Source organism: Paracoccus haematequi (assembly GCF_900631945.1).
In the GTDB taxonomy this organism is placed as follows: domain Bacteria; phylum Pseudomonadota; class Alphaproteobacteria; order Rhodobacterales; family Rhodobacteraceae; genus Paracoccus; species Paracoccus haematequi_A.
Window position 1 is genome coordinate 24,807 of the sequence record NZ_UZWE01000033.1, and the last position, 18,288, is coordinate 43,094.

The 18,288-nt window shown below is 66.4% G+C and carries 18 protein-coding genes and 1 other RNA gene; 5 read left to right on the forward strand and 14 right to left on the reverse strand.

What is annotated here, in order from left to right; translation table 11 throughout:
- The first annotated feature begins 99 nt into the window (after positions 1-99).
- Positions 100-723 (forward strand): lytic transglycosylase domain-containing protein, encoded by a 624-nt coding sequence (locus tag PARHAE_RS11770; RefSeq protein ID WP_126154815.1) that lies wholly within the window; start codon positions 100-102, stop codon positions 721-723.
- A gap of 79 nt (positions 724-802) precedes the next feature.
- Here the strand turns inward: PARHAE_RS11770 and PARHAE_RS11775 are convergent, their stop codons facing one another.
- The 4 genes from PARHAE_RS11775 to scpA form a co-directional block, all read right to left on the reverse strand.
- Positions 803-2,107, reverse strand: a complete 1,305-nt coding sequence (locus tag PARHAE_RS11775; protein ID WP_126154816.1) for a homoserine dehydrogenase — start codon at positions 2,105-2,107, stop codon at positions 803-805.
- Positions 2,108-2,170: 63 nt separating this feature from the next.
- Positions 2,171-2,692, reverse strand: coding sequence for a hypothetical protein (locus PARHAE_RS11780; RefSeq protein ID WP_126154817.1), 522 nt, complete (start codon positions 2,690-2,692; stop codon positions 2,171-2,173).
- 2 nt (positions 2,693-2,694) lie between these two features.
- Positions 2,695-3,060, reverse strand: a complete 366-nt coding sequence (locus PARHAE_RS11785; RefSeq protein WP_126154818.1) for a hypothetical protein — start codon at positions 3,058-3,060, stop codon at positions 2,695-2,697.
- 129 nt (positions 3,061-3,189) lie between these two features.
- The gene (scpA, locus tag PARHAE_RS11790; protein WP_126154819.1) at positions 3,190-5,325 is read right to left on the reverse strand and encodes a methylmalonyl-CoA mutase; all 2,136 of its coding nucleotides are present in this window, start codon (positions 5,323-5,325) and stop codon (positions 3,190-3,192) included.
- A gap of 57 nt (positions 5,326-5,382) precedes the next feature.
- On the opposite strand from scpA, the gene PARHAE_RS11795 reads away from it, so the two are divergent.
- Positions 5,383-5,889 (forward strand): DUF4174 domain-containing protein, encoded by a 507-nt coding sequence (locus PARHAE_RS11795; protein ID WP_126154820.1) that lies wholly within the window; start codon positions 5,383-5,385, stop codon positions 5,887-5,889.
- Positions 5,890-5,978: 89 nt separating this feature from the next.
- Here the strand turns inward: PARHAE_RS11795 and PARHAE_RS11800 are convergent, their stop codons facing one another.
- The 9 genes from PARHAE_RS11800 to PARHAE_RS11835 all read right to left on the reverse strand — a co-directional run bounded on the left by PARHAE_RS11800 (position 5,979) and on the right by PARHAE_RS11835 (position 14,007).
- Entirely contained in the window at positions 5,979-6,656 is a 678-nt protein-coding gene (locus PARHAE_RS11800; protein ID WP_126154821.1) for a hypothetical protein, read from the reverse strand.
- The gene (locus PARHAE_RS11805; protein WP_126154822.1) at positions 6,653-8,710 is read right to left on the reverse strand and encodes an acetyl-CoA carboxylase biotin carboxylase subunit; all 2,058 of its coding nucleotides are present in this window, start codon (positions 8,708-8,710) and stop codon (positions 6,653-6,655) included. The genes PARHAE_RS11800 and PARHAE_RS11805 overlap by 4 nt, the downstream gene beginning before the upstream one ends.
- Positions 8,711-8,812: 102 nt before the next feature.
- Positions 8,813-9,025 carry a hypothetical protein gene (locus PARHAE_RS11810; RefSeq protein ID WP_126154823.1) on the reverse strand — a complete coding sequence of 71 codons (213 nt, stop codon included), beginning with the start codon at positions 9,023-9,025 and terminating at the stop codon, positions 8,813-8,815.
- 57 nt (positions 9,026-9,082) lie between these two features.
- Positions 9,083-9,328 (reverse strand): hypothetical protein, encoded by a 246-nt coding sequence (locus PARHAE_RS11815; protein ID WP_103173705.1) that lies wholly within the window; start codon positions 9,326-9,328, stop codon positions 9,083-9,085.
- A gap of 130 nt (positions 9,329-9,458) precedes the next feature.
- On the reverse strand, positions 9,459-9,887 hold the full coding sequence (locus PARHAE_RS11820; protein WP_126154824.1) for a hypothetical protein: 429 nt from the start codon (positions 9,885-9,887) through the stop codon (positions 9,459-9,461).
- An 81-nt stretch (positions 9,888-9,968) separates the two neighbouring features.
- A complete protein-coding gene (locus PARHAE_RS21090; RefSeq protein ID WP_164555228.1) occupies positions 9,969-10,115 on the reverse strand; it encodes a hypothetical protein in 147 nt (48 codons plus the stop codon).
- Positions 10,116-10,313: 198 nt separating this feature from the next.
- The gene (locus PARHAE_RS11825) at positions 10,314-11,846 is read right to left on the reverse strand and encodes an acyl-CoA carboxylase subunit beta (RefSeq protein ID WP_126154825.1); all 1,533 of its coding nucleotides are present in this window, start codon (positions 11,844-11,846) and stop codon (positions 10,314-10,316) included.
- A 171-nt stretch (positions 11,847-12,017) separates the two neighbouring features.
- An RNA gene (gene ffs / locus PARHAE_RS11830) (signal recognition particle sRNA small type) lies at positions 12,018-12,114 on the reverse strand.
- A 39-nt stretch (positions 12,115-12,153) separates the two neighbouring features.
- On the reverse strand, positions 12,154-14,007 hold the full coding sequence (locus PARHAE_RS11835; RefSeq protein WP_126154826.1) for a bifunctional 2',3'-cyclic-nucleotide 2'-phosphodiesterase/3'-nucleotidase: 1,854 nt from the start codon (positions 14,005-14,007) through the stop codon (positions 12,154-12,156).
- Between the two features lie 260 nt (positions 14,008-14,267).
- On the opposite strand from PARHAE_RS11835, the gene PARHAE_RS11840 reads away from it, so the two are divergent.
- A complete protein-coding gene (locus PARHAE_RS11840) occupies positions 14,268-14,720 on the forward strand; it encodes a hypothetical protein (protein ID WP_126154827.1) in 453 nt (150 codons plus the stop codon).
- Here PARHAE_RS11840 and PARHAE_RS11845 read toward each other — a convergent pair.
- On the reverse strand, positions 14,717-15,574 hold the full coding sequence (locus PARHAE_RS11845; protein ID WP_126154828.1) for a prephenate dehydratase: 858 nt from the start codon (positions 15,572-15,574) through the stop codon (positions 14,717-14,719). The two genes, PARHAE_RS11840 and PARHAE_RS11845, sit on opposite strands and share 4 nt — an antisense overlap.
- Positions 15,575-15,689: 115 nt before the next feature.
- Between PARHAE_RS11845 and PARHAE_RS11850 the strand changes: the two genes are divergently transcribed.
- Both PARHAE_RS11850 and PARHAE_RS11855 read left to right on the forward strand, forming a co-directional pair.
- Positions 15,690-16,226: a c-type cytochrome gene (locus tag PARHAE_RS11850; RefSeq protein WP_126154906.1), complete on the forward strand. Its 537-nt coding sequence runs from the start codon at positions 15,690-15,692 to the stop codon at positions 16,224-16,226.
- A 146-nt stretch (positions 16,227-16,372) separates the two neighbouring features.
- Positions 16,373-18,235: an extracellular solute-binding protein gene (locus PARHAE_RS11855; protein ID WP_126154829.1), complete on the forward strand. Its 1,863-nt coding sequence runs from the start codon at positions 16,373-16,375 to the stop codon at positions 18,233-18,235.
- The last annotated feature ends 53 nt before the right edge of the window (positions 18,236-18,288 follow it).

Genomic DNA, 18,288 nt, shown 5'->3' on the forward strand with positions numbered 1-18,288 from the left:
GCTTTGCCGCCGCGTGCTGCCTGGCCGAAAAGCGATGCTGGCGATGCGGCCCGATTTCTGTATAGTCCCCGCAAAACCCAGAACAACGAGGGACGGGACATGACATTCATCCCTACCATCAAGGCGGGTCTGTGCGCGATGCTGGTCGCCGGCCTTGCGCTGCCCGCCGGGGCCGAGGGGCTGCGCCTGTCGGGCAGTTCGTCGAAATCGCGCGCCGAACAGTTCGCCCGCCAAACGCGGCTGATGGATTCGCGGCTGGCCGGGCAATACCAGCAATCGGCGCGGCTCCAGCCGCGCGGCGGCGCCTCCAGTTCGGTCGAGATCGAGCTTTCGGCGAACATCCCCGCCTATCGCGGCAAGCGCAGCGACTTCATCCCCCACGCCCGCGCCGCCGCCCGGCGCTATGGCATCCCCGAAGATCTGTTCCTGCGGCTGGTCCAGCAGGAATCGGGCTGGAACCCAAGCGCCCGGTCTCACAAAGGCGCCACCGGCCTTGCGCAACTGATGCCCGGAACGGCGGCCAAGCTGGGCGTGAACCCGCATGACCCGGTGCAGAACCTGCATGGCGGCGCGCGCTACCTGCGGATGATGTACAACCAGTTCGGCAACTGGCGCCTGGCGCTTGCCGCCTATAACGCCGGGCCGGGCGCGGTGCAGAAATACAACGGCATCCCACCCTATCGCGAAACCCGCAACTATGTGCGGATCATCGCGGGCGGCTGAAGCCTTTTCTGTGTCCAAATATCGTCGGGGGTGAATTGCGCCCCGCGCAAGAGGGGGGCGCGAGCGCCCCCTTTCTTCGTCACACTTCCTCGATCCGCAATTCGACCGGCTCGCCCGCCAGGACGCCGGTGCGGGGCAGGGTCTCGATGGCAAAGTCGATCGCCTCGGGCGTGGTCTTGTGGGTCACGACCAGCACCGGCACGCTGTCGGGGCTGTGCTGGCCGTATTGCCGCATCCGGTCGATCGAGATCCCGGCATCGCCCAGGACCGTCGCCACCTTGGCCAGGGCGCCCGGCTTGTCCTGCAATTCCAGGCGGATGTAATAGGCCGCCGGCACGGCGGTGCGCGCGGGCTGGGCGGCCTTCAGGGTCGTGGCGGGCTGGCCGAAAACCGGCATCCGCACGCCGCGCGCGATTTCTACCACGTCGGACAGGACCGCGCTGGCGGTGGGGCCTTCGCCCGCGCCCGCGCCGCGCAGAACAAGCTGGCCCACGCTGTCGCCTTCGACCACCACCATGTTGGTGCCGCCCATCAACTGCCCCAGGGGGCTGTCGGCGGGAACCAGGCAGGGCGACATGCGCTGTTCCAGGCCGCGCGGCGTCATCTGCGCCACGCCCAGCAGCTTGATCTTGTAGCCCATGTCGGCAGCGCGGCGAATGTCGTCGATGCTGACGCGCTCGATCCCTTCGATCTCGACGGCCTCGAAATTGACCCGGGTGCCGAAGGCGATCGAGGACAGGATCGCCAGCTTGTGCCCCGCGTCGATGCCGCCCACGTCCAGCGTCGGGTCGGCTTCCAGGTATCCCAGCTGCCGCGCTTCCTCGAACACGGCGTCGTAGGGCAGGCCCGCGCTGTCCATCCGCGTCAGGATATAGTTGCAGGTGCCGTTCATCACGCCCATGACGCGGCGGATCTCGTTGCCGGCCAGCGATTCCGTCATCGCCTTGATGACCGGGATGCCGCCCGCCACCGCCGCCTCGAAGCGCAGGGTGCGGCCCAGGCTCTCGGCCAGTTCCGCCAGCGCCTGTCCGTGGACCGCCAGCAGCGCCTTGTTCGCGGTGACGACATCCTTGCCCGACCGCAAGGCGGCCTCGATGCTGTCCTTGGCAATGCCGCTGTCGCCGCCCACCAGTTCGACGAAGACATCCACGTCATCCGCCGTGGCCACCGCCATCGCATCGTTCTCCCAGCGATAGGACGACAGGTCGGCATCGCGGTTCTTGCGCCTGTCGCGCGCGCAGATGGCGGTGATCGCCACGGTGCGGCCCGTGCGGCGCGCCAGCAGATCGGTGTGTTTCTGGACGATCTTGACGACACCGATCCCGACGGTGCCAAGCCCGGCGATGCCAAGTCTGAGGGGATCGGGGCGAAGGGGGGACGACATAAAGGCCTCTTGTCTGCGACTGCCTGCTGTTAGCGCGGGCCGCGCCGTCATGCAACGCGCGAGTCAGCCGCCTTCGTCAAGCCCTGCCCATTCCCCATCGATGCCCGTTCCGCGCATGATCGACACGACCCGCCGCGCGGCCCGCAGCGTTTCGGCATGGATGGCGTGGACGGCTGCCGGATCCATCTCGTCGGGATAGCGTTCGCCGCGCGTGTTGATGAAGGTCGGATGCCAATGGCCGGGCTTGCGCCCCGGACGCCACGAGGCATGGCACAGCAGGTTGCGGTTCAGGCGGATGGCGCGCAGATCCTCGGCCAGCCGGTCACGGCCCTGAACCTCGGCCTGCCGCATCGAGGCCGCGAAACTGTCGATCAGCGTGCCCAGGGTATCGTCGGCGATCTCCTCCATCCGCCGCAGCCAGCGCTGCAACGCCTTGTCGTCCGCCTCCTCGCCCAGTTGCTGGCGGGACAGGGAAAAGATCGCCCGCTTCAACGCCTCCTCAAGAAAGCCGAAGCCCGCCACGGCATGGCCGATGGCCGCGGCCATCTCGTCGGACAGGCGGTCGGGGGCGCGGGGCAGGGCCATGGCTATTCGCGCGACAGCCCCCGGGCCCAGGTCGCGGGCAGCAGGTCATGGCGCAAGTGCCGGGACAGGCTTTCGCAGCGGCGCCCGGAAAAGGCCCGCCGCAGATGTCTCGGTGACCGACGATGGGTTTCGTTCTTGTGGCAGCGTTCTTCGCCGGCACGGAAGAGGTCGAGGGTGCCTGCAAAAACCGGCACCGGCCTGACAGCTATGTCGGGATGCAGCCCCGCCCCGTCATCGGTAAGGCCGAACAGCCGGAAGGGCGGCGTGATGTCGCGCCCGATCATCCCGTGCAGACGGTTGACGTATTCCGGCCCGAACGTCGGGCTCCATTTGATGCAGTCGACCTGCCTGATCTCCCGCACGTCCATCCGCCGTTTCCTTCTTTCTCCGGCAGGGTTTCACAGCCGGCCAGGTAAGGCAACGCCTGTTCACCTTTGTCCAAATATCCCACAGGGGGTCCGGGGGACGTGAAGTCCCCCGGCTATCGCGGGACGCAATCAGGCCGCGCGGTTGTCCCGGATCAGCTTCAGGATATCGGCCGCTGCCGCCGGGATGTTGGTGCCCGGCCCGAAGATCGCCTTGACGCCAGCCTTGCGCAGATAATCGTAATCCTGCTGGGGGATCACGCCGCCGCAGATGACCAGGATATCCTCGGCCCCCTGCGCCTTCAGCGCCTCGATCAGCTTCGGCGCCAGGGTCTTGTGGCCCGCCGCCTGCGAACTGATCCCCACCACATGCACGTCGTTGTCCACGGCGTCCTGGGCGGCTTCCTCGGGGGTCTGGAACAGCGGTCCCACGTCCACGTCGAAGCCGATATCGGCGAAGGCCGTGGCGATCACCTTGGCGCCCCGGTCGTGGCCGTCCTGGCCCATCTTGACGACCAGCATCCGCGGGCGGCGGCCTTCTTCTTCGGCGAAGGCTTCGATGTCGCGCTGGATGGCCGCGAAACCCTCGTCGCCTTCATAAGCGGCTCCGTAAACCCCTGCCAAAGTCCTCACCTCCGCCCTGTGGCGCCCGAACGTGGCTTCCATCGCCAGGCTGATTTCGCCGACGCTGGCCCGCGCGCGGGCGCATTCGACCGCCGCCTCCAGCAGGTTGCCGCCCTCGACCGTGCGGCGGCCCAGTTCCAGCAGCGCCGCATCGCAGGCCGCCTGGTCGCGGGTGGCGCGAATCTTCTCCAGCCGGGCGATCTGACTGTCGCGGACCTTCACGTTGTCGATGTCCAGGATGTCGATGGGATCCTGCTGGGCCAGCCGATACTTGTTCACGCCGACGATCACATCCTCGCCCCGGTCGATCAGCGCCTGACGCCGCGCGGCCGTTTCCTCGATCCGCAGCTTGGGCATGCCGCTGGCGACGGCCTTGGTCATGCCGCCCATCGCCTCGACCTCTTCGATCAGCGCCCAGGCCTTTTCGGCCAGTTCGGCCGTCAGGCTTTCGATGTAATACGACCCCGCCAGCGGATCGACGACATGGGTGATGCCGGTTTCCTCCTGGAGGATAAGCTGGGTGTTGCGCGCGATCCGCGCGCTGAACTCGGTCGGCAGGGCGATGGCCTCGTCCAGGGCGTTGGTGTGCAGCGACTGCGTGCCGCCCAACGCCGCCGACATCGCCTCATAGGCGGTGCGGATCACGTTGTTATAGGGATCCTGTTCCTGCAAGGACACGCCCGAGGTCTGACAATGCGTGCGCAGCATCAGGCTGCTGTCCTTCCTGGGATTGAAGTCCGACATGATCCGGTGCCACAGCAGCCGCGCCGCGCGCAGCTTGGCGATCTCCATGAAGAAGTTCATGCCGATGGCGAAAAAGAAGGACAGCCGCCCCGCGAACTGGTCCACGTCCATCCCCGCCGACAGCGCCGCACGGACATATTCGCGCCCGTCGGCCAGCGTATAGGCCAGTTCCTGCACCAGGTTCGCGCCCGCTTCCTGCATGTGATAGCCGGAAATCGAGATCGAGTTGAACTTGGGCATCTCCTTGCTGGTGTATTCGATGATGTCCGCGATGATCCGCATCGAAGGCTCGGGCGGATAGATATAGGTGTTGCGGACCATGAACTCTTTCAGGATGTCGTTCTGGATGGTCCCGGACAGCACCGAACGCGGGTGGCCCTGTTCCTCGCCGGTGACGATGAAGTTCGCCAGGATCGGGATCACCGCGCCGTTCATGGTCATCGACACCGACACCTTGTCCAGCGGGATGCCGTCGAACAGGATCTTCATGTCCTCGACCGAATCGATGGCGACGCCCGCCTTGCCCACGTCGCCCACCACGCGCGGATGGTCGCTGTCATAGCCCCGGTGCGTGGCCAGATCGAAGGCCACCGACACGCCCTGCTGACCGGCGGCAAGCGCCTTGCGATAGAAGGCGTTCGATTCCTCGGCCGTGGAAAAGCCCGCATATTGGCGAATGGTCCAGGGGCGGCCCGCATACATCGTCGCGCGCGGCCCGCGTGTGAAGGGGGCGATACCGGGCAGGGAACCCAGATGGTCCAGCCCCTCCAGGTCGGCCTCGGTATACAGGGGCTTGACGGGGATGCCTTCCAGCGTGTTCCAGGTCAGGCTGTCGGGGTTGGCCCCCTTCAATTCCTTCGCCGCCAGCTTCTGCCAGTCGTCCAGCGTGGGTTTCGTCATGATCCATCCTTTCGCACGGCGCGGCCTGCCCTATATTCAGAACAGGAAGGGGTGCCGATGAAGTTGAAATTGCTGATATTCGCGATGCTGGCCGCAGCCATGGGACCGGCCAGGGAGGCGCCCCCGCCCCAGGTCGAGGCCCAGCCCGCCAGTCCCGAGGAGGTTCCGGCCGATCCGGTGGCGCCGGAACCGCGTGCGGAGCTGCGGATCCTGTCCGCATCCGACGCCAGCCCGGTCGATTTCCTGTGGAACGCGCGTCCGGTGGTGGTCTTTGCCGACACGCCCGACGATCCGGCCTTCCGCCAGCAGATGCGCGCCCTGGAAGGCCGCAGCGAGGCGTTGGTCGAACGCGACGTGGTGGTCATCGCCGACAGCGATCCGCAGGCCAACAGCGCCTGGCGGCAGCAGCTGCATCCGCGCGGCTTTTCGCTGGTCATCATCGACAAGGACGGGCAGGTGAAGCAGCGCCGCCCCTTGCCTTGGGACGTGCGCGAAATCAGCCGGGCCATCGACAAGCTGCCCCTGCGCCGGCAAGAGATCGGCCGGGCGGGACTGTTGCCGTGAGGATTGAAATGCAGGCGCGCGCCGCCTATATTCAACCCGAAGGACAAGGAGGTTCGACATGAGCACGACATCCTACAACCCGCGCCCCATTACTGGCCGAACCGGCCCGATGCCGGGTTATTCCCGGCGCTGAGCCGCGTCTTTTCAGCCTGAATCCACGTCGTGACGCCCGCTTTGGTTTCCGCAAGGCGGGCTTTTTGCCGCGAATCGCTCAGCCTGGCGACGGCCTCGCTGCCGCCGGTCAGATGGGCCAGCAGGAAGGCCATCGCTTCTTCGCCCAGGTCGATCGCCTCGATCTTCATCTCGATATAGTGGCGATACATCCGCGCGGCCCTCTGCGCGCCGATCCGGTTCAGCCGCAAGGCGCGCAGATCGGCGATCATCGCGCCGATGGTGGCAAGCTGGTTGTAATACTGCACCACCGGATCGACGACGCGGAAGGGCAGGACGTGGATGTCCTCGACGATGGCGCTGAACAGGCGGTCGTTGTGTTCGGTCGGGATCACCGGAAAGAAGCCGCCGCCCTTCAGGATCAGCGCCTCGATCTCGGCGCCATAGCGGGGCAGGTTCTGGCCCTTCAGCGTCGCGACATGCACGCGGATTTCGGCGTAAAGCGCGCCCTGCACGTCGCGGACGCGTTCGGCGCGCGCGGCACGGTCCCGCGCCGCGCTGAGAAGATGCGTCACCACCCAGCCGCCCGCGACCACCGCGCCGCCGATCATGGCGGCGACGACGCGGGCGTCGGACAGGGTGGCGGCGACGCTCATTCGAATTCCAGGATCACGTCATCGACCTTGAGGCTTTGGCCCGGTTCGGCACTGACCGACTTCACCACCGACTTGCGTTCGGCGCGCAGGATGTTTTCCATCTTCATCGCCTCGACCGTGGCAAGCGCCTGGCCTTCCTGAACCTCGTCGCCGACGGCCACGTTGATCTTCACCACCAGGCCCGGCATCGGGCACAGCAGGAACTTCGACGTATCCGGCGGCAGCTTTTCGGGCATCAGCCGGGCGAGTTCGGCGGTGCGGGGGCGGCGGACCTGCACCTTCAGGTCGGCGCCGCGCGTGCGCAGGCGGAAACCGGCGGGGATCTTGTCGACCTTCAACACCAGCGGGCGGCCGTCCACCAGCAGCCGGGCAAGCGTCTGGCCGGGCTTCCAGTCGCTTTCGACGCGCAGGTCGCGGCCGTTCACCGCGACCGTCGCGCCGTCGCGGTCGGCGCGGATGCGCACCGGCACCTCGCGGTCACCGACGAAGACCACCCAGTTTTCGCCGACGCGGCGTTCGTGGTTGTCCAGCCGCCCGCTGATCCGGGCGCGGCGGATCTCGGCCACGCGGTGCATGGCCGATGCCGCCGCCGCGACGCGGGCCAGTTCGTCGTCGGGCAGCGTGGCGCCTTGGAAGCCCTCGGGATATTCCTCGGCGATGAAGGCCGTGGTGATGTCGCCCGAGACGAATTTCGGATGATCCATCACCGCCGACAGGAAGGGCAGGTTGTGGCCGATCCCCTCGACCTCGAATTCGTCCAGGGCGACGCGCATCCCTTCGATGGCCTCGGCCCGCGTCGGCGCCCAGGTGCACAGCTTGGCGATCATCGGGTCATAGAACATGCTGATCTCGCCGCCCTCGTAGACGCCGGTATCGTTGCGCACCCCGGTCTGGGCCACGGCAGGCGTGTCGCCGGGATGGGCGGGCACCCAGCGGTCGGCCTGCTGCATCGGCCCGGCCGCCTTCTCGACCGGCGGGCGATAGCGGGTCAGCCGCCCGATCGAGGGCAGGAAGTTGCGATAGGGATCCTCGGCATACAGGCGGCTTTCCATCGCCCAGCCGTTGATCTTCAGATCCGGCTGCGCGAAGGGCAGGGCTTCGCCTGCGGCGACGCGGATCATCTGTTCCACCAGGTCGATGCCGGTGATCAGTTCGGTGACCGGATGTTCCACCTGAAGCCGTGTGTTCATCTCCAGGAAATAGAAGTTCTTTTGGCCGTCCACGATGAATTCCACCGTGCCCGCGCTTGTATAGCCCACCGCCTTCGCCAGGGCGACCGCCTGTTCGCCCATCGCACGGCGGGTTTCGGGGTCGAGGAAGGGCGAGGGCGCCTCTTCGATGACCTTCTGGTTGCGCCGCTGGATCGAGCATTCGCGTTCGTGCAGATAGACCGCGTTGCCGTGCTTGTCGGCCAGCACCTGGATTTCGATGTGGCGCGGCTGGGTCACGAATTTTTCGATGAAGATGCGGTCGTCGCCGAAGCTGCTGGCCGCCTCGTTCTTCGAGGATTGGAAGCCCTCGCGCGCTTCCTCGGCGTTCCAGGCGATGCGCATCCCCTTGCCGCCGCCGCCCGCAGACGCCTTGATCATCACCGGATAGCCGATCTGATCGCTGATCTTCACCGCCTCGTCCGCATCCGCGATCAGGCCCATATAGCCCGGCACGGTGGAAACCCCGGCCTCCTGCGCGATCTTCTTCGAGGTGATCTTGTCGCCCATCGCCTCGATCGCCGGGGACGGCGGGCCGACGAAGATCACGCCTTCCTTCTCAAGCGCCTCGGCGAATTTCATGTTCTCGGACAGGAAGCCGTATCCGGGATGGACCGCCTCGGCGCCGGTCTGGCGGATGGCGTCCATGATCTTGTCGATCACGATATAGGACTGGTTGGCGGGGGGCGGGCCGATATGGACGGCCTCGTCGGCCATCTTGACATGCAGCGCGTTGCGGTCGGCGTCGGAATAGACGGCGACGGTGGCGATGCCCATCTTGCGGGCGGTCTTGATGACGCGGCAGGCGATCTCGCCCCGGTTGGCGATCAGGATTTTCTTGAACATGGGCGGCCCCCCCGGCCAGGCATGAAAAAGCCGCCCAGGGGCGCAAGGCCCCGGGCGGCGATCGATGGGTCGCGGCGCGACGGGCGCGCCGGGATCAGCGCGTTATTGGCAAAGCCGCACGTCGTTGCACAGCGCACCGGCCGCGCCGCCGATGGCAGCGCCCTTGACGACGTTGTGGCCGCCGACATGGGCGACGGTCGCACCCACGCCCGCGCCGATAAGCGCGCGGTCGGTGTCGGTCGGGTTGATGCCCTGGGTGCAGCCCGCAACGGCAGTCGTGCCGACAAGGGCGGCAATGGCAAGGAACTTGGACATGTCTGTCTTCCTGTGAGGTGATTGGCTGGACGGGAACGCCCGCCCAGCCGGTCAGGTTCAGTAACGACGCTGGCAGACGCCGGCGTCGTCGCACAGCGCGCCGCCCACGGCGCCGATGGCCGCGCCGGTCGCCAGATCCTCATCCAGGGCCTTGGCGATGACCGCACCGGCGACAGCGCCGCCAGCCGCGCGCTGCGCATCGGGCGACAGGCCGGTCGCGGTGCCATAGCCCTGGTCGCAGGCCGCCAGGCCCAGAAGAACGAAAGCGCCAGCGGCGACACGGGTGAACAGCGAAGTCTGCATGAGGATTTGCCTGTATAGTGGGCCGGATGACCGGCCGTTGAAGGATGGTGACCGACTATCGCACAGCCGGGGGCAAGGTCAAACTGACATGGGTGTGACTTCAAGGCCCTAGGCAGCAAATTGCGCATTCTCAACGATCCGCCGGATGGTCGTCGTCGCCGTTGTCGCCGTCGTCCCAATCGTCTTCCTCCCAGCCGAAATCGGGCGGGCTGTCCTGGGCGAACAGTTCGGGGAAGGACGCCTCGGCGGCGGCCATGTCGACTTGCAGCAACTGGTCGTAATCGGCGGGGTCGAAGGCGCCGACGGGCTTGACCTCGCGCCCGATCAGCCAGCCCAGGCGGCCGGCGTCCAGGTTGCCGCGAACGAAGGGTTCGTCTCCGAAATGTTCGATCAGCGCGGCCAGGAAACCGGCATCGGCGCGGCGGTCGGCGGGCTTGCGGTCGCGGAAGCGTTCGCGCCGGGTGATCGGCGTCGCGCCCTTCTTGCGGTTTTCGCGGCGGATGACGAATTGGAAATCGGTGCCGGGAAGGCGTCCCGGAAAGCCCCGGTGTTTCAGCATGATGTGCCCCTTTTGTCGGGGCGGGCCGGGCCGGAAAGGCGCGGGCAGCCGGACCGCCCGCGCAATGTCAGTCGGTTCGGCTCAGTTGGCGCCGTATTTGCCCTGATAGACCGGCTCGGTCGTGACCGGGTTGGCGGCGGGCACATAGACTTCGGGTTCGGGGGCCTGACGCTGGCACGCCGCAAAGGCCGAGACCAGCACGAGGCTGAGGATGATTTTCTTCGACATGTCGTCACGCTCCTGTAAAGCGGGCGCGGCTGCGCCCGTCTGCTCGGGTTCAGGGGGATGTCTTCATGCACCGCCCCGCCGGGCATGATAGCGGCGGCACGCAGGCGCAGACAGACGGGCCGGGCGGCGGGCATCAAATGTCCCGCAGCCTGTGGCCAGCCTGCATCATTCACGCGTTTGTGCAACACCGTTAGCATCTTACAAAGGAATGTTGTCGTGCTTCTTCCAGGGATTCGACAGCTGCTTGGTGCGCAGGCTGGCGAAGGCGCGGGCGATGCGCTTGCGGGTCGAATGGGGCTGGATCACCTCGTCGATGAAGCCCTTTTCGGCGGCCACGAAGGGATTGGCGAAGCGGCCTTCGTAATCGCGGGTCCGGGCGGCAATCTTGTCGCTGTCGCCCAGTTCGCTGCGATACAGGATCTCGACTGCGCCCTTGGCGCCCATCACCGCGATTTCCGCCGTGGGCCAGGCATAGTTGAAATCGCCGCGCAGATGCTTGGACGCCATCACGTCATAGGCGCCGCCATAGGCCTTGCGGGTGATGACCGTGACCTTCGGCACCGTCGCTTCGCCATAGGCGAACAGCAGCTTGGCGCCGTGCTTGATGACGCCGCCATATTCCTGGCCCGTTCCCGGCAGGAAGCCCGGCACGTCCACGAAGGTCAGGATCGGAATTTCGAAAGCGTCGCAGAAGCGCACGAAGCGCGCGGCCTTGCGCGAGCTGTCGATGTCCAGGCACCCGGCCAGCACCATCGGCTGGTTGGCGACGACGCCCACCGTGCGGCCTTCGATCCGGATGAAGCCCACGATGATGTTGCCCGCGAAATCCTTCTGGATCTCGTAGAAGTCGCCCTCGTCCGCGACCTTCACGATCAGCTCTTTCATGTCATAGGGCTGGTTCGGATTGTCGGGAATGAGGGTGTCCAGGCTCTCCTCGATCCGTGCGGGGTCGTCGAAGAAGGGCCGCACCGGCGCCTTGTCGCGGTTGTTCAGCGGCAGGAAATCGAACAGGCGGCGGATTTCGGTCAGGGCTTCCACGTCGTCCTCGAAGGCGCCGTCGGCGACCGAGGATTTCTTCGTATGGGTGGACGCCCCGCCAAGCTGTTCGGCGGTCACGACCTCGTTCGTCACCGTCTTGACCACGTCCGGGCCGGTCACGAACATGTAAGAGGTATCCTTCACCATGAAGATGAAGTCGGTCATCGCCGGGCTATAGACCGCGCCGCCCGCGCAAGGCCCCATGATGACGCTGATCTGCGGCACCACGCCCGAGGCCATGATGTTGCGCTGGAACACGTCGGCATAGCCCGCCAGCGACGCCACGCCTTCCTGGATCCGGGCGCCACCCGAATCGTTCAGTCCGATCACCGGCGCGCCGTTCTGCATCGCCATGTCCATGATCTTGCAGATTTTCTGGGCATGGGTTTCGGACAGCGACCCGCCGAAGACGGTGAAGTCCTGCGAAAACACATAGACCATGCGGCCGTTGATCGTGCCCCAGCCGGTCACCACGCCGTCGCCATAGGGGCGGTCCGCCTCCATCCCGAAATCGGTGGATCGGTGGGTGACGAACATGTCGAATTCTTCGAAGCTGCCTTCGTCCAGCAGGATTTCGATGCGTTCGCGTGCGGTCAGCTTGCCCCGTGCGTGCTGCGCGTCGATCCGCCGCTGCCCGCCGCCCAGGCGGGCCTGCGTCCTGCGGTCTTCCAGTTCCTGAAGAATATCCTTCATCGCAGCACCTCCCGCTTGTTGCGCCGCAGCCTAGTCAGGCGGGGAAGGGCAGGGAAGCAAAATCAAGAAAATTTGCAAACTATGTTTTTCATCTGAAGAGAAAAATGAAAATCTGCAAACCAACGGACGCCGACGTGCCGCGCGCTGCTGTCGTTCGAATAGGGGGAGAGGGGTGAGAGGCTGGACAACGACCCAAGCGGGGCTCGTTACGGCTGCTTCCTTCCGGACCTGACCGGGTTGGCGAGGCGCCTGCCCGCGCCAACCTCTCAGGCGGATAGATAGTGCGCCGCGCGGCGCGATGCAACCGTCAAAGATGCAGGCGCACCACCGCGAAGTCGCTGTCGGATTTGCCCACATGCTCCATGTGCCTGCCGCAGCGGGCGGAGATTTCGGGCAGAAGGGGCAGGGCCTGGGGTCCGGTCTCGAACAGGGCCGAGGTTCCGGGCATCGGCAGGAAATGCCAGGCGGGGGCGGCTTCGATCGACAGGTGGCGGCGCTGGCGCAGGTAATCGCGGATCACGTCGCGGGTCGGCGGTCCGGGCGGCAGAATCACCGGCGTTCCCGCCGTCAGCGGCGCGAACAGCCCGCAGGCCGCCAGGCGATAGGAATTGGTCGCCAGCACGAAGCGATCGTCGTCGGCCAGGGCGCCGCCGCGCCAGGTCAGGTCGCGCACCCGGCTGCCGCCCGTCGCGCGGCCGTCCTGCGCGAAGGCGGGGGGGCGGGACAGGTCGATGTCCCAGCAGAGATCCTGGATGACATCGAACTGATAGGCCGGAAAGCCCGGATCGGTCAGCGGCTGGTCAGAACAGCCAGGCCGGATCTGCCGGAACAGGCTGGCCGACCGCTCCAGCCAGCCGCGCAAGTCCGCCCCGGTGACCAGCAGGGCGCAAATGCGGTTCGGAAAGGAATAGATGTCGGTCAGGTTGCCCAGCCGCAGCCGCCCCGGCGCCACATCGGTGTAATAGTCAGGCCCGCCCCGGCCCCCTGCGCGGAAGGGCGCGGCGGCGGACAGAACCGGGATTCCGTCCAGCCGCGTGCCCTTCAGGCTTTTGCGCACGAACCAGCGTTGCGCCATATTCACCAGGCGCAACGCCGGATCGACACCGACCAGGGCGAAATAGCTGCTGATGCGCCGGTCGCTGTGGCCGATGCGGCGGCGCAGATGGGTCTGGGTCAACCGATGCGTGGCCGCCACCGCGCGCAGGACGGCGGGCGAGGCGGGCTGGTCGGGCGCCACCCTCTCGCACCGGGCGGAGGCGTGGGACAGGCGCCATCCCGTTTCCTGGTCGTGAGTCAGCGACAGGTCGATCACCCCCAGGTGCGATCCGCCGAAACCGGGCATCACGGCGGGCTTGCCCGACAGGGTGGCACCTGCGGCGCCGCTGCCCGCGCGGGGGAAAACCTCGTGCGTGTGGCCCGCGACGATCACGTCCACCCCGTCCAGGGCGGCCAGGTCGGCTGCGACGTTTTCCGCGCCGGGACGGGACGGGCGGTCGGAAATCCCGCTATGGGCCAGGGCCACGATCAGTTCGGCGCCCTCCGCGCGGATCCGGGGCAGGACGCGGCGCGCGGTCTCCAGGATGTCGGCGCAGGCCATCTGCCGCGACAGGTCGCGGTCCCAGGCGGTCGTCTGCGGCGGCAGAAAGCCCACCACGCCGATGCGCAGCACCACGCGACGTCCTGATGCTGTCAGGACCGGCTTGTCCAGGATAGTGAAGCCGGGAAAATCCGCCCGGCTCCGCAGCCGCAGGTTGGCCGCCAGAAAGGGAAACCGCGCTTGCCGCGCCGCCGATTGCAGCGCGTCCAGCCCGAAGGCAAAGTCGTGATTGCCGATGGCGGCGGCGTCATAGCCCATCAGGTTCATGGCGGCGATGGCGGGATGGCTCTTGGCGCCTGGGCGCGCCGCCTGGTCGCCCAGGGGCGTTCCCTGAAGGAAATCGCCGTTGTCCAGCAGCAGCGTGTTGCGCGCCGCCGCCCTGTGCCTGTCTACCAGCGAGGCGATTTGCGCCAGGCTGCCCCGCGCGCAGGGCCGGTCTGCCAGATAGTCGTGGGGCAGCAGCTTCATGTGCATGTCGGTGGTGGCCAGGATCCGCAGGGCCACAGGGTCGGCGGCACCGGCAGAAAGATCGCATGCGCAGATCTCGTCCGTTGCGTCCCGCATCACAAAAAACCCCGATTACAGACCAACTTGGCATCCGCGCCAAACCGCAACCTACCCGGAGGGATCGCATCTTCTCAACCCTAGATTGTCGAAGCGGACGATTAATGCCGGGATCGGAGCATATTCGTCACAGCTGCGGGGATGCGATCGGCGGGCTTCTGCGGGGCGCCGTCCTTGCGGTTGAACACGACGCCTCCGGTGCCTTATGAACCCAGCGTCGCGGCAGCCGCGCCGGGATCGGGAGGAGGGTCAAGGCAGGCATGAAATTTTCGTCCCGCATCGACACCGACAGATCGTCGGCCGAGCTTTTCGACCTGATCGGCGACTTTTCCCGCGGCGAACGCGCCCTGGCCGCCCGAGGTGCCCAGGTCCGCCGGATCGATCCGTCCCTTGAACCCGGCACCAGCCTTGGCTGGGTGATCCGGTTCCACTGGCGGGGCGGGCTGCGCATCGTGCGGATGGACGTGACGCGCTTCGACCGGCCGTCGCATATCACGCTGGACGGGCATTCCGACCAGTTCGACCTGGCGATCAACCTTACCGTCGTCGCGCTCAGCCGGGTGAAATCGCGCCTGCTGTTCGAAACCGAAATCCGCCCCCGCACCATGCGCGCCCGCCTGCTGCTGCAAACCGCCAAGCTGGGCAAGGCGCAGTTGGACCGCAAATACGACCAGCGGATCGCCGATTTCGTGGCCCACCTGCGCGCGGCCTAGGCGTCCTGGCGCTGCGTCTCGCGTAGGGGATCGGCGGGATAGACGCCCAGCATGTCCAGCGACGAGGTGAAATAGCGCAGTTCTTCCAGCGCGCGGTGCAGGGCGGGATCCTCGGGATGGCCCTCGACATCGGCATAGAACTGCGTCGCGGTGAACACGCCGTCGACCATATAGCTTTCCAGCTTGGTCATGTTGACGCCGTTCGTTGCGAACCCGCCCATCGCCTTGTAGAGCGCGGCGGGAATGTTGCGGACCCGGAAGACGAAGCTGGTCAGCATCCGGTCCGACCGGCGGCTGTAATCGGGCTGGCGCGACATGATCAGGAAGCGGGTGGTATTGTTCTGCCGGTCCTCGATCTGGTCGGCCAGGCGGTCCAGGCCATAGATCTCGCCCGCCAGGGGCGAGGCCAGGGCCGCCAGCGACGGATTGCCGCGGGACGCCACCTCTTTGGCGGATCCGGCGGTGTCGGCCCCGGTCACGGCGCGGATGCCGTGGCGGCGCATGAAGCCCCGGCACTGGCCCAGAAGAACCGTGTGGCTCATCGCCTCGCGCACTTCGGACAGGGCGGCGCCGGGGACGGCCAGCAGGCTGATATGGACGCGGACGAAGGCTTCCTCGACGATGTGCAGGCCGGATTCGGGCAGCAGGTGGTGGATGTCGGCCACCCGGCCATAGGTGGAATTTTCCACCGGCAGCATGGCCAGGTCGGCCTGGTGGCTGCGCACGGCCTCGATCACGTCCTCGAAGGTGCGGCAGGGCAGGGCCTCCATGTCGGGGCGGGCCTTGCGGCAGGCCTCGTGGCTGTAGGCGCCGGGTTCGCCCTGGAAGGCGATGCGGTTGGTGGGGGTCGTCATGGGCCGCTGTCCGAATTTTGACTGGTGGCGCGGTAACTATACCTTGATCCTTCAAAGCGAAAGCGGATAGATACCCGTCGAATTGACGAGCTTACCAATGCGGGGATCGCACGCGATGTTCAACACCATGACCGTGACCAAGGCCGCAGGCGCGCTGATCGGCGCGCTGCTGTTCCTGATGCTGGCCAACTGGGCGGCAAGCGGCCTGTATCACGTCGGCGCCGCCGGCCACGGCGGCGAGGGCGAAGAGCACGCGCAGGCCTATACCATCCCGGTCGAGGACGCGGCGGGCGGCGAGGAAGCGGTCGAGGAGACCATCGACTTTGCCGCGCTGATGGCCTCGGCCGATGTCGCGGCGGGCGAAAAGGATTTCGGCAAGTGCAAGGCCTGCCACAAGCTGGACGGCACCGACGGCGTCGGCCCGCACCTGAACGGCGTGGTGGGCCGCGCAGTCGCCTCGGTCGGCGGTTTCAGCTATTCGCCCGCCATGGTCGAACACGCCGCCGAGGCGCCGGAATGGACGCATGAAGCCTTGCAGGAATTCCTGGCCAACCCCAAGGGCGTGGTGCCGGGCACCAAGATGTCCTTCGCGGGCCTGAAGGATCCGCAGGACCGCGCCGACATCATCGCCTATCTGGAATCCCAGCAGTAAGCCGGGCCTGCGGCAAGACCCGAAGGCGCATCGCGGGATGCGCCTTTTTTCATGGCCCGCGCTTGCGCCGATTTCACGAAATCGCGGCTTGATCGCGCCCCCGGCGCTGCCTAGCGTGCAGCAGACATCACAGCCGGAGTTCGCCGATGCGCCGCCTTGCCCTGATCGCCGCCCTTGCCCTTGCCCCGGCCTCTGCCGCCCTGTCGCAAGAGGCACCGGCGGCCGAAGGGGGCGAGAAGGTCATCAAGACCCACGCCATCGCGCTGTTCGGCGAACCGGCGCTGCCCGCCGATTTTCCGCATTACCCCTATGTGAATCCCGATGCGCCGAAGGGGGGCGAGATTTCCTTCGGCGCGGTCGGCGGCTTTGACAGCTTCAACCCCTTCACCCATCGGGGCCGGGCTATCGCGCTGTCGGTGATCCAGCTGGAACGGCTGATGGACAGCCCGGCGGACGAGCTGGGGGTGGATTACTGCCTGCTGTGCGAGACGCTGGAATATCCCGAAAGCAAGGATTGGGTGATCTTCAACCTGCGCCCCGAAGCGAGGTTCAGCGACGGCACGCCCCTGACCGCCCATGACGTTCTGTTCAGCTTCGAAACCCTGCGCGACAAGGGCCTGTCGTCCTTCCGGATGGCGATGCAGCAGATGATCGCCAAGGCCGAGGTTCTGGACGACCACCGCATCAAGTTCACCTTCGCCGAAGGCTATCCCCGCCGCGACGTGATTTCCCAGATGGGCAACCAGATCGTCTTCTCGAAAAAGGACTTCGAGGAGAACAACCGCGATCTGGAGCAGAGCAGCAACATCCCCTTCATCGGCTCTGGCCCCTATATGTTCGACCGCGCCGACATGGGCCGCACCATGGTCGTCAAGCGCAACCCTGATTACTGGGGCAAGGATCTGCCCATCAACAAAGGCCGCTTCAACTTCGACCGCATCCGGTACGAGATGTTCGGCGATTTCGACAGCGCGTTCGAGGCGTTCAAGGCGGGCGAATACACCTTCCGCAACGAGACCTCCTCGATGCACTGGTCCACGCGCTATGACTTTCCGGCGCTCGCCTCGGGCGCGGTGGTGCGCGAGGAACTAGCCGACGGCACGATCGCCACCGGCGACGGCTGGGTCTTCAACCTGCGGCGCGAGAAGTTCCAGGACATCCGCGTCCGCGAGGCGATCGGGCTGATGTTCAACTTCGAATGGACCAACCAGACGCTGCTGTACGGCCTGGAAACCCGCGTCAATTCCTTCTGGGACAACAGCGAATTCCGCGCCGACGGCCCCCCGTCCGACGCGGAACGGGCGCTTCTGGAACCCGTCGCGGGCGATCTGCCCGATGGCATCCTGACCGACGACGCGGTGGTCCAGCCCGTGTCCGGCGAACGCCAGCTTGACCGCCAGAACATGCGCCGCGCCGTGGCCCTGCTGGATCAGGCCGGGTGGACCGTGGGCAGCGACGGGATGCGCCGCAACGCCGACGGTCAGACCCTGACGGTCGAGATCCTGAACGACGACGTGGGCAACGACCGCATCATCAACCCCTTTATCCAGAATCTGCGCGCCATCGGCATCGACGCCATGAACCGCCGCGTGGACAATGCCGAGATGCAGCTTCGCACCCGGTCCAAGGATTTCGACATGGTCGAGGACAGCCTGGGCCAGTCCTATGCCATCGGCGGCTATGCGGGCCAGGTCTTCGGGTCCGAGGACAAGGACGACGTGTTCAACCCGATGGGCCTGGCGAACCCGGCCATCGACAGGCTGCTGGAGATCGGCCAGCAGGCCACCACGCAGGAAGACAACATCGTCGCCATCAACGCGCTTGACCGGGCGCTGCGCAGCCTGCGCTTCTGGGTGCCGAAATGGTTCAAGGCCGAATACACGCTGGCCTATTACGACATCTATCGCCATCCCCAGGCCATGCCGCCCTATGCGCTTGGCACGCTGGATTTCTGGTGGGCCGATACCGCGCGCGAGGCCGAGCTGAAGGCCAAGGGCGCGATCCGCTGACCGGGGCGCACTTGATTTCCAGCCGGTCCCGACCCACAAGGGCGGGATAAGGA

Bases quoted from the DNA above. Each gene is read 5' to 3' on its own strand.
- PARHAE_RS11770 (WP_126154815.1), top strand. From the start codon at position 100: ATGACATTCATCCCTACCATCAAGGCGGGTCTGTGCGCGATGCTGGTC.
- PARHAE_RS11775 (WP_126154816.1), bottom strand. From the start codon at position 2,107: ATGTCGTCCCCCCTTCGCCCCGATCCCCTCAGACTTGGCATCGCCGGG.
- PARHAE_RS11780 (WP_126154817.1), bottom strand. From the start codon at position 2,692: ATGGCCCTGCCCCGCGCCCCCGACCGCCTGTCCGACGAGATGGCCGCG.
- PARHAE_RS11785 (WP_126154818.1), bottom strand. From the start codon at position 3,060: ATGGACGTGCGGGAGATCAGGCAGGTCGACTGCATCAAATGGAGCCCG.
- scpA (WP_126154819.1), bottom strand. From the start codon at position 5,325: ATGACGAAACCCACGCTGGACGACTGGCAGAAGCTGGCGGCGAAGGAA.
- PARHAE_RS11795 (WP_126154820.1), top strand. From the start codon at position 5,383: ATGAAGTTGAAATTGCTGATATTCGCGATGCTGGCCGCAGCCATGGGA.
- PARHAE_RS11800 (WP_126154821.1), bottom strand. From the start codon at position 6,656: ATGAGCGTCGCCGCCACCCTGTCCGACGCCCGCGTCGTCGCCGCCATG.
- PARHAE_RS11805 (WP_126154822.1), bottom strand. From the start codon at position 8,710: ATGTTCAAGAAAATCCTGATCGCCAACCGGGGCGAGATCGCCTGCCGC.
- PARHAE_RS11810 (WP_126154823.1), bottom strand. From the start codon at position 9,025: ATGTCCAAGTTCCTTGCCATTGCCGCCCTTGTCGGCACGACTGCCGTT.
- PARHAE_RS11815 (WP_103173705.1), bottom strand. From the start codon at position 9,328: ATGCAGACTTCGCTGTTCACCCGTGTCGCCGCTGGCGCTTTCGTTCTT.
- PARHAE_RS11820 (WP_126154824.1), bottom strand. From the start codon at position 9,887: ATGCTGAAACACCGGGGCTTTCCGGGACGCCTTCCCGGCACCGATTTC.
- PARHAE_RS21090 (WP_164555228.1), bottom strand. From the start codon at position 10,115: ATGTCGAAGAAAATCATCCTCAGCCTCGTGCTGGTCTCGGCCTTTGCG.
- PARHAE_RS11825 (WP_126154825.1), bottom strand. From the start codon at position 11,846: ATGAAGGATATTCTTCAGGAACTGGAAGACCGCAGGACGCAGGCCCGC.
- PARHAE_RS11835 (WP_126154826.1), bottom strand. From the start codon at position 14,007: ATGCGGGACGCAACGGACGAGATCTGCGCATGCGATCTTTCTGCCGGT.
- PARHAE_RS11840 (WP_126154827.1), top strand. From the start codon at position 14,268: ATGAAATTTTCGTCCCGCATCGACACCGACAGATCGTCGGCCGAGCTT.
- PARHAE_RS11845 (WP_126154828.1), bottom strand. From the start codon at position 15,574: ATGACGACCCCCACCAACCGCATCGCCTTCCAGGGCGAACCCGGCGCC.
- PARHAE_RS11850 (WP_126154906.1), top strand. From the start codon at position 15,690: ATGTTCAACACCATGACCGTGACCAAGGCCGCAGGCGCGCTGATCGGC.
- PARHAE_RS11855 (WP_126154829.1), top strand. From the start codon at position 16,373: ATGCGCCGCCTTGCCCTGATCGCCGCCCTTGCCCTTGCCCCGGCCTCT.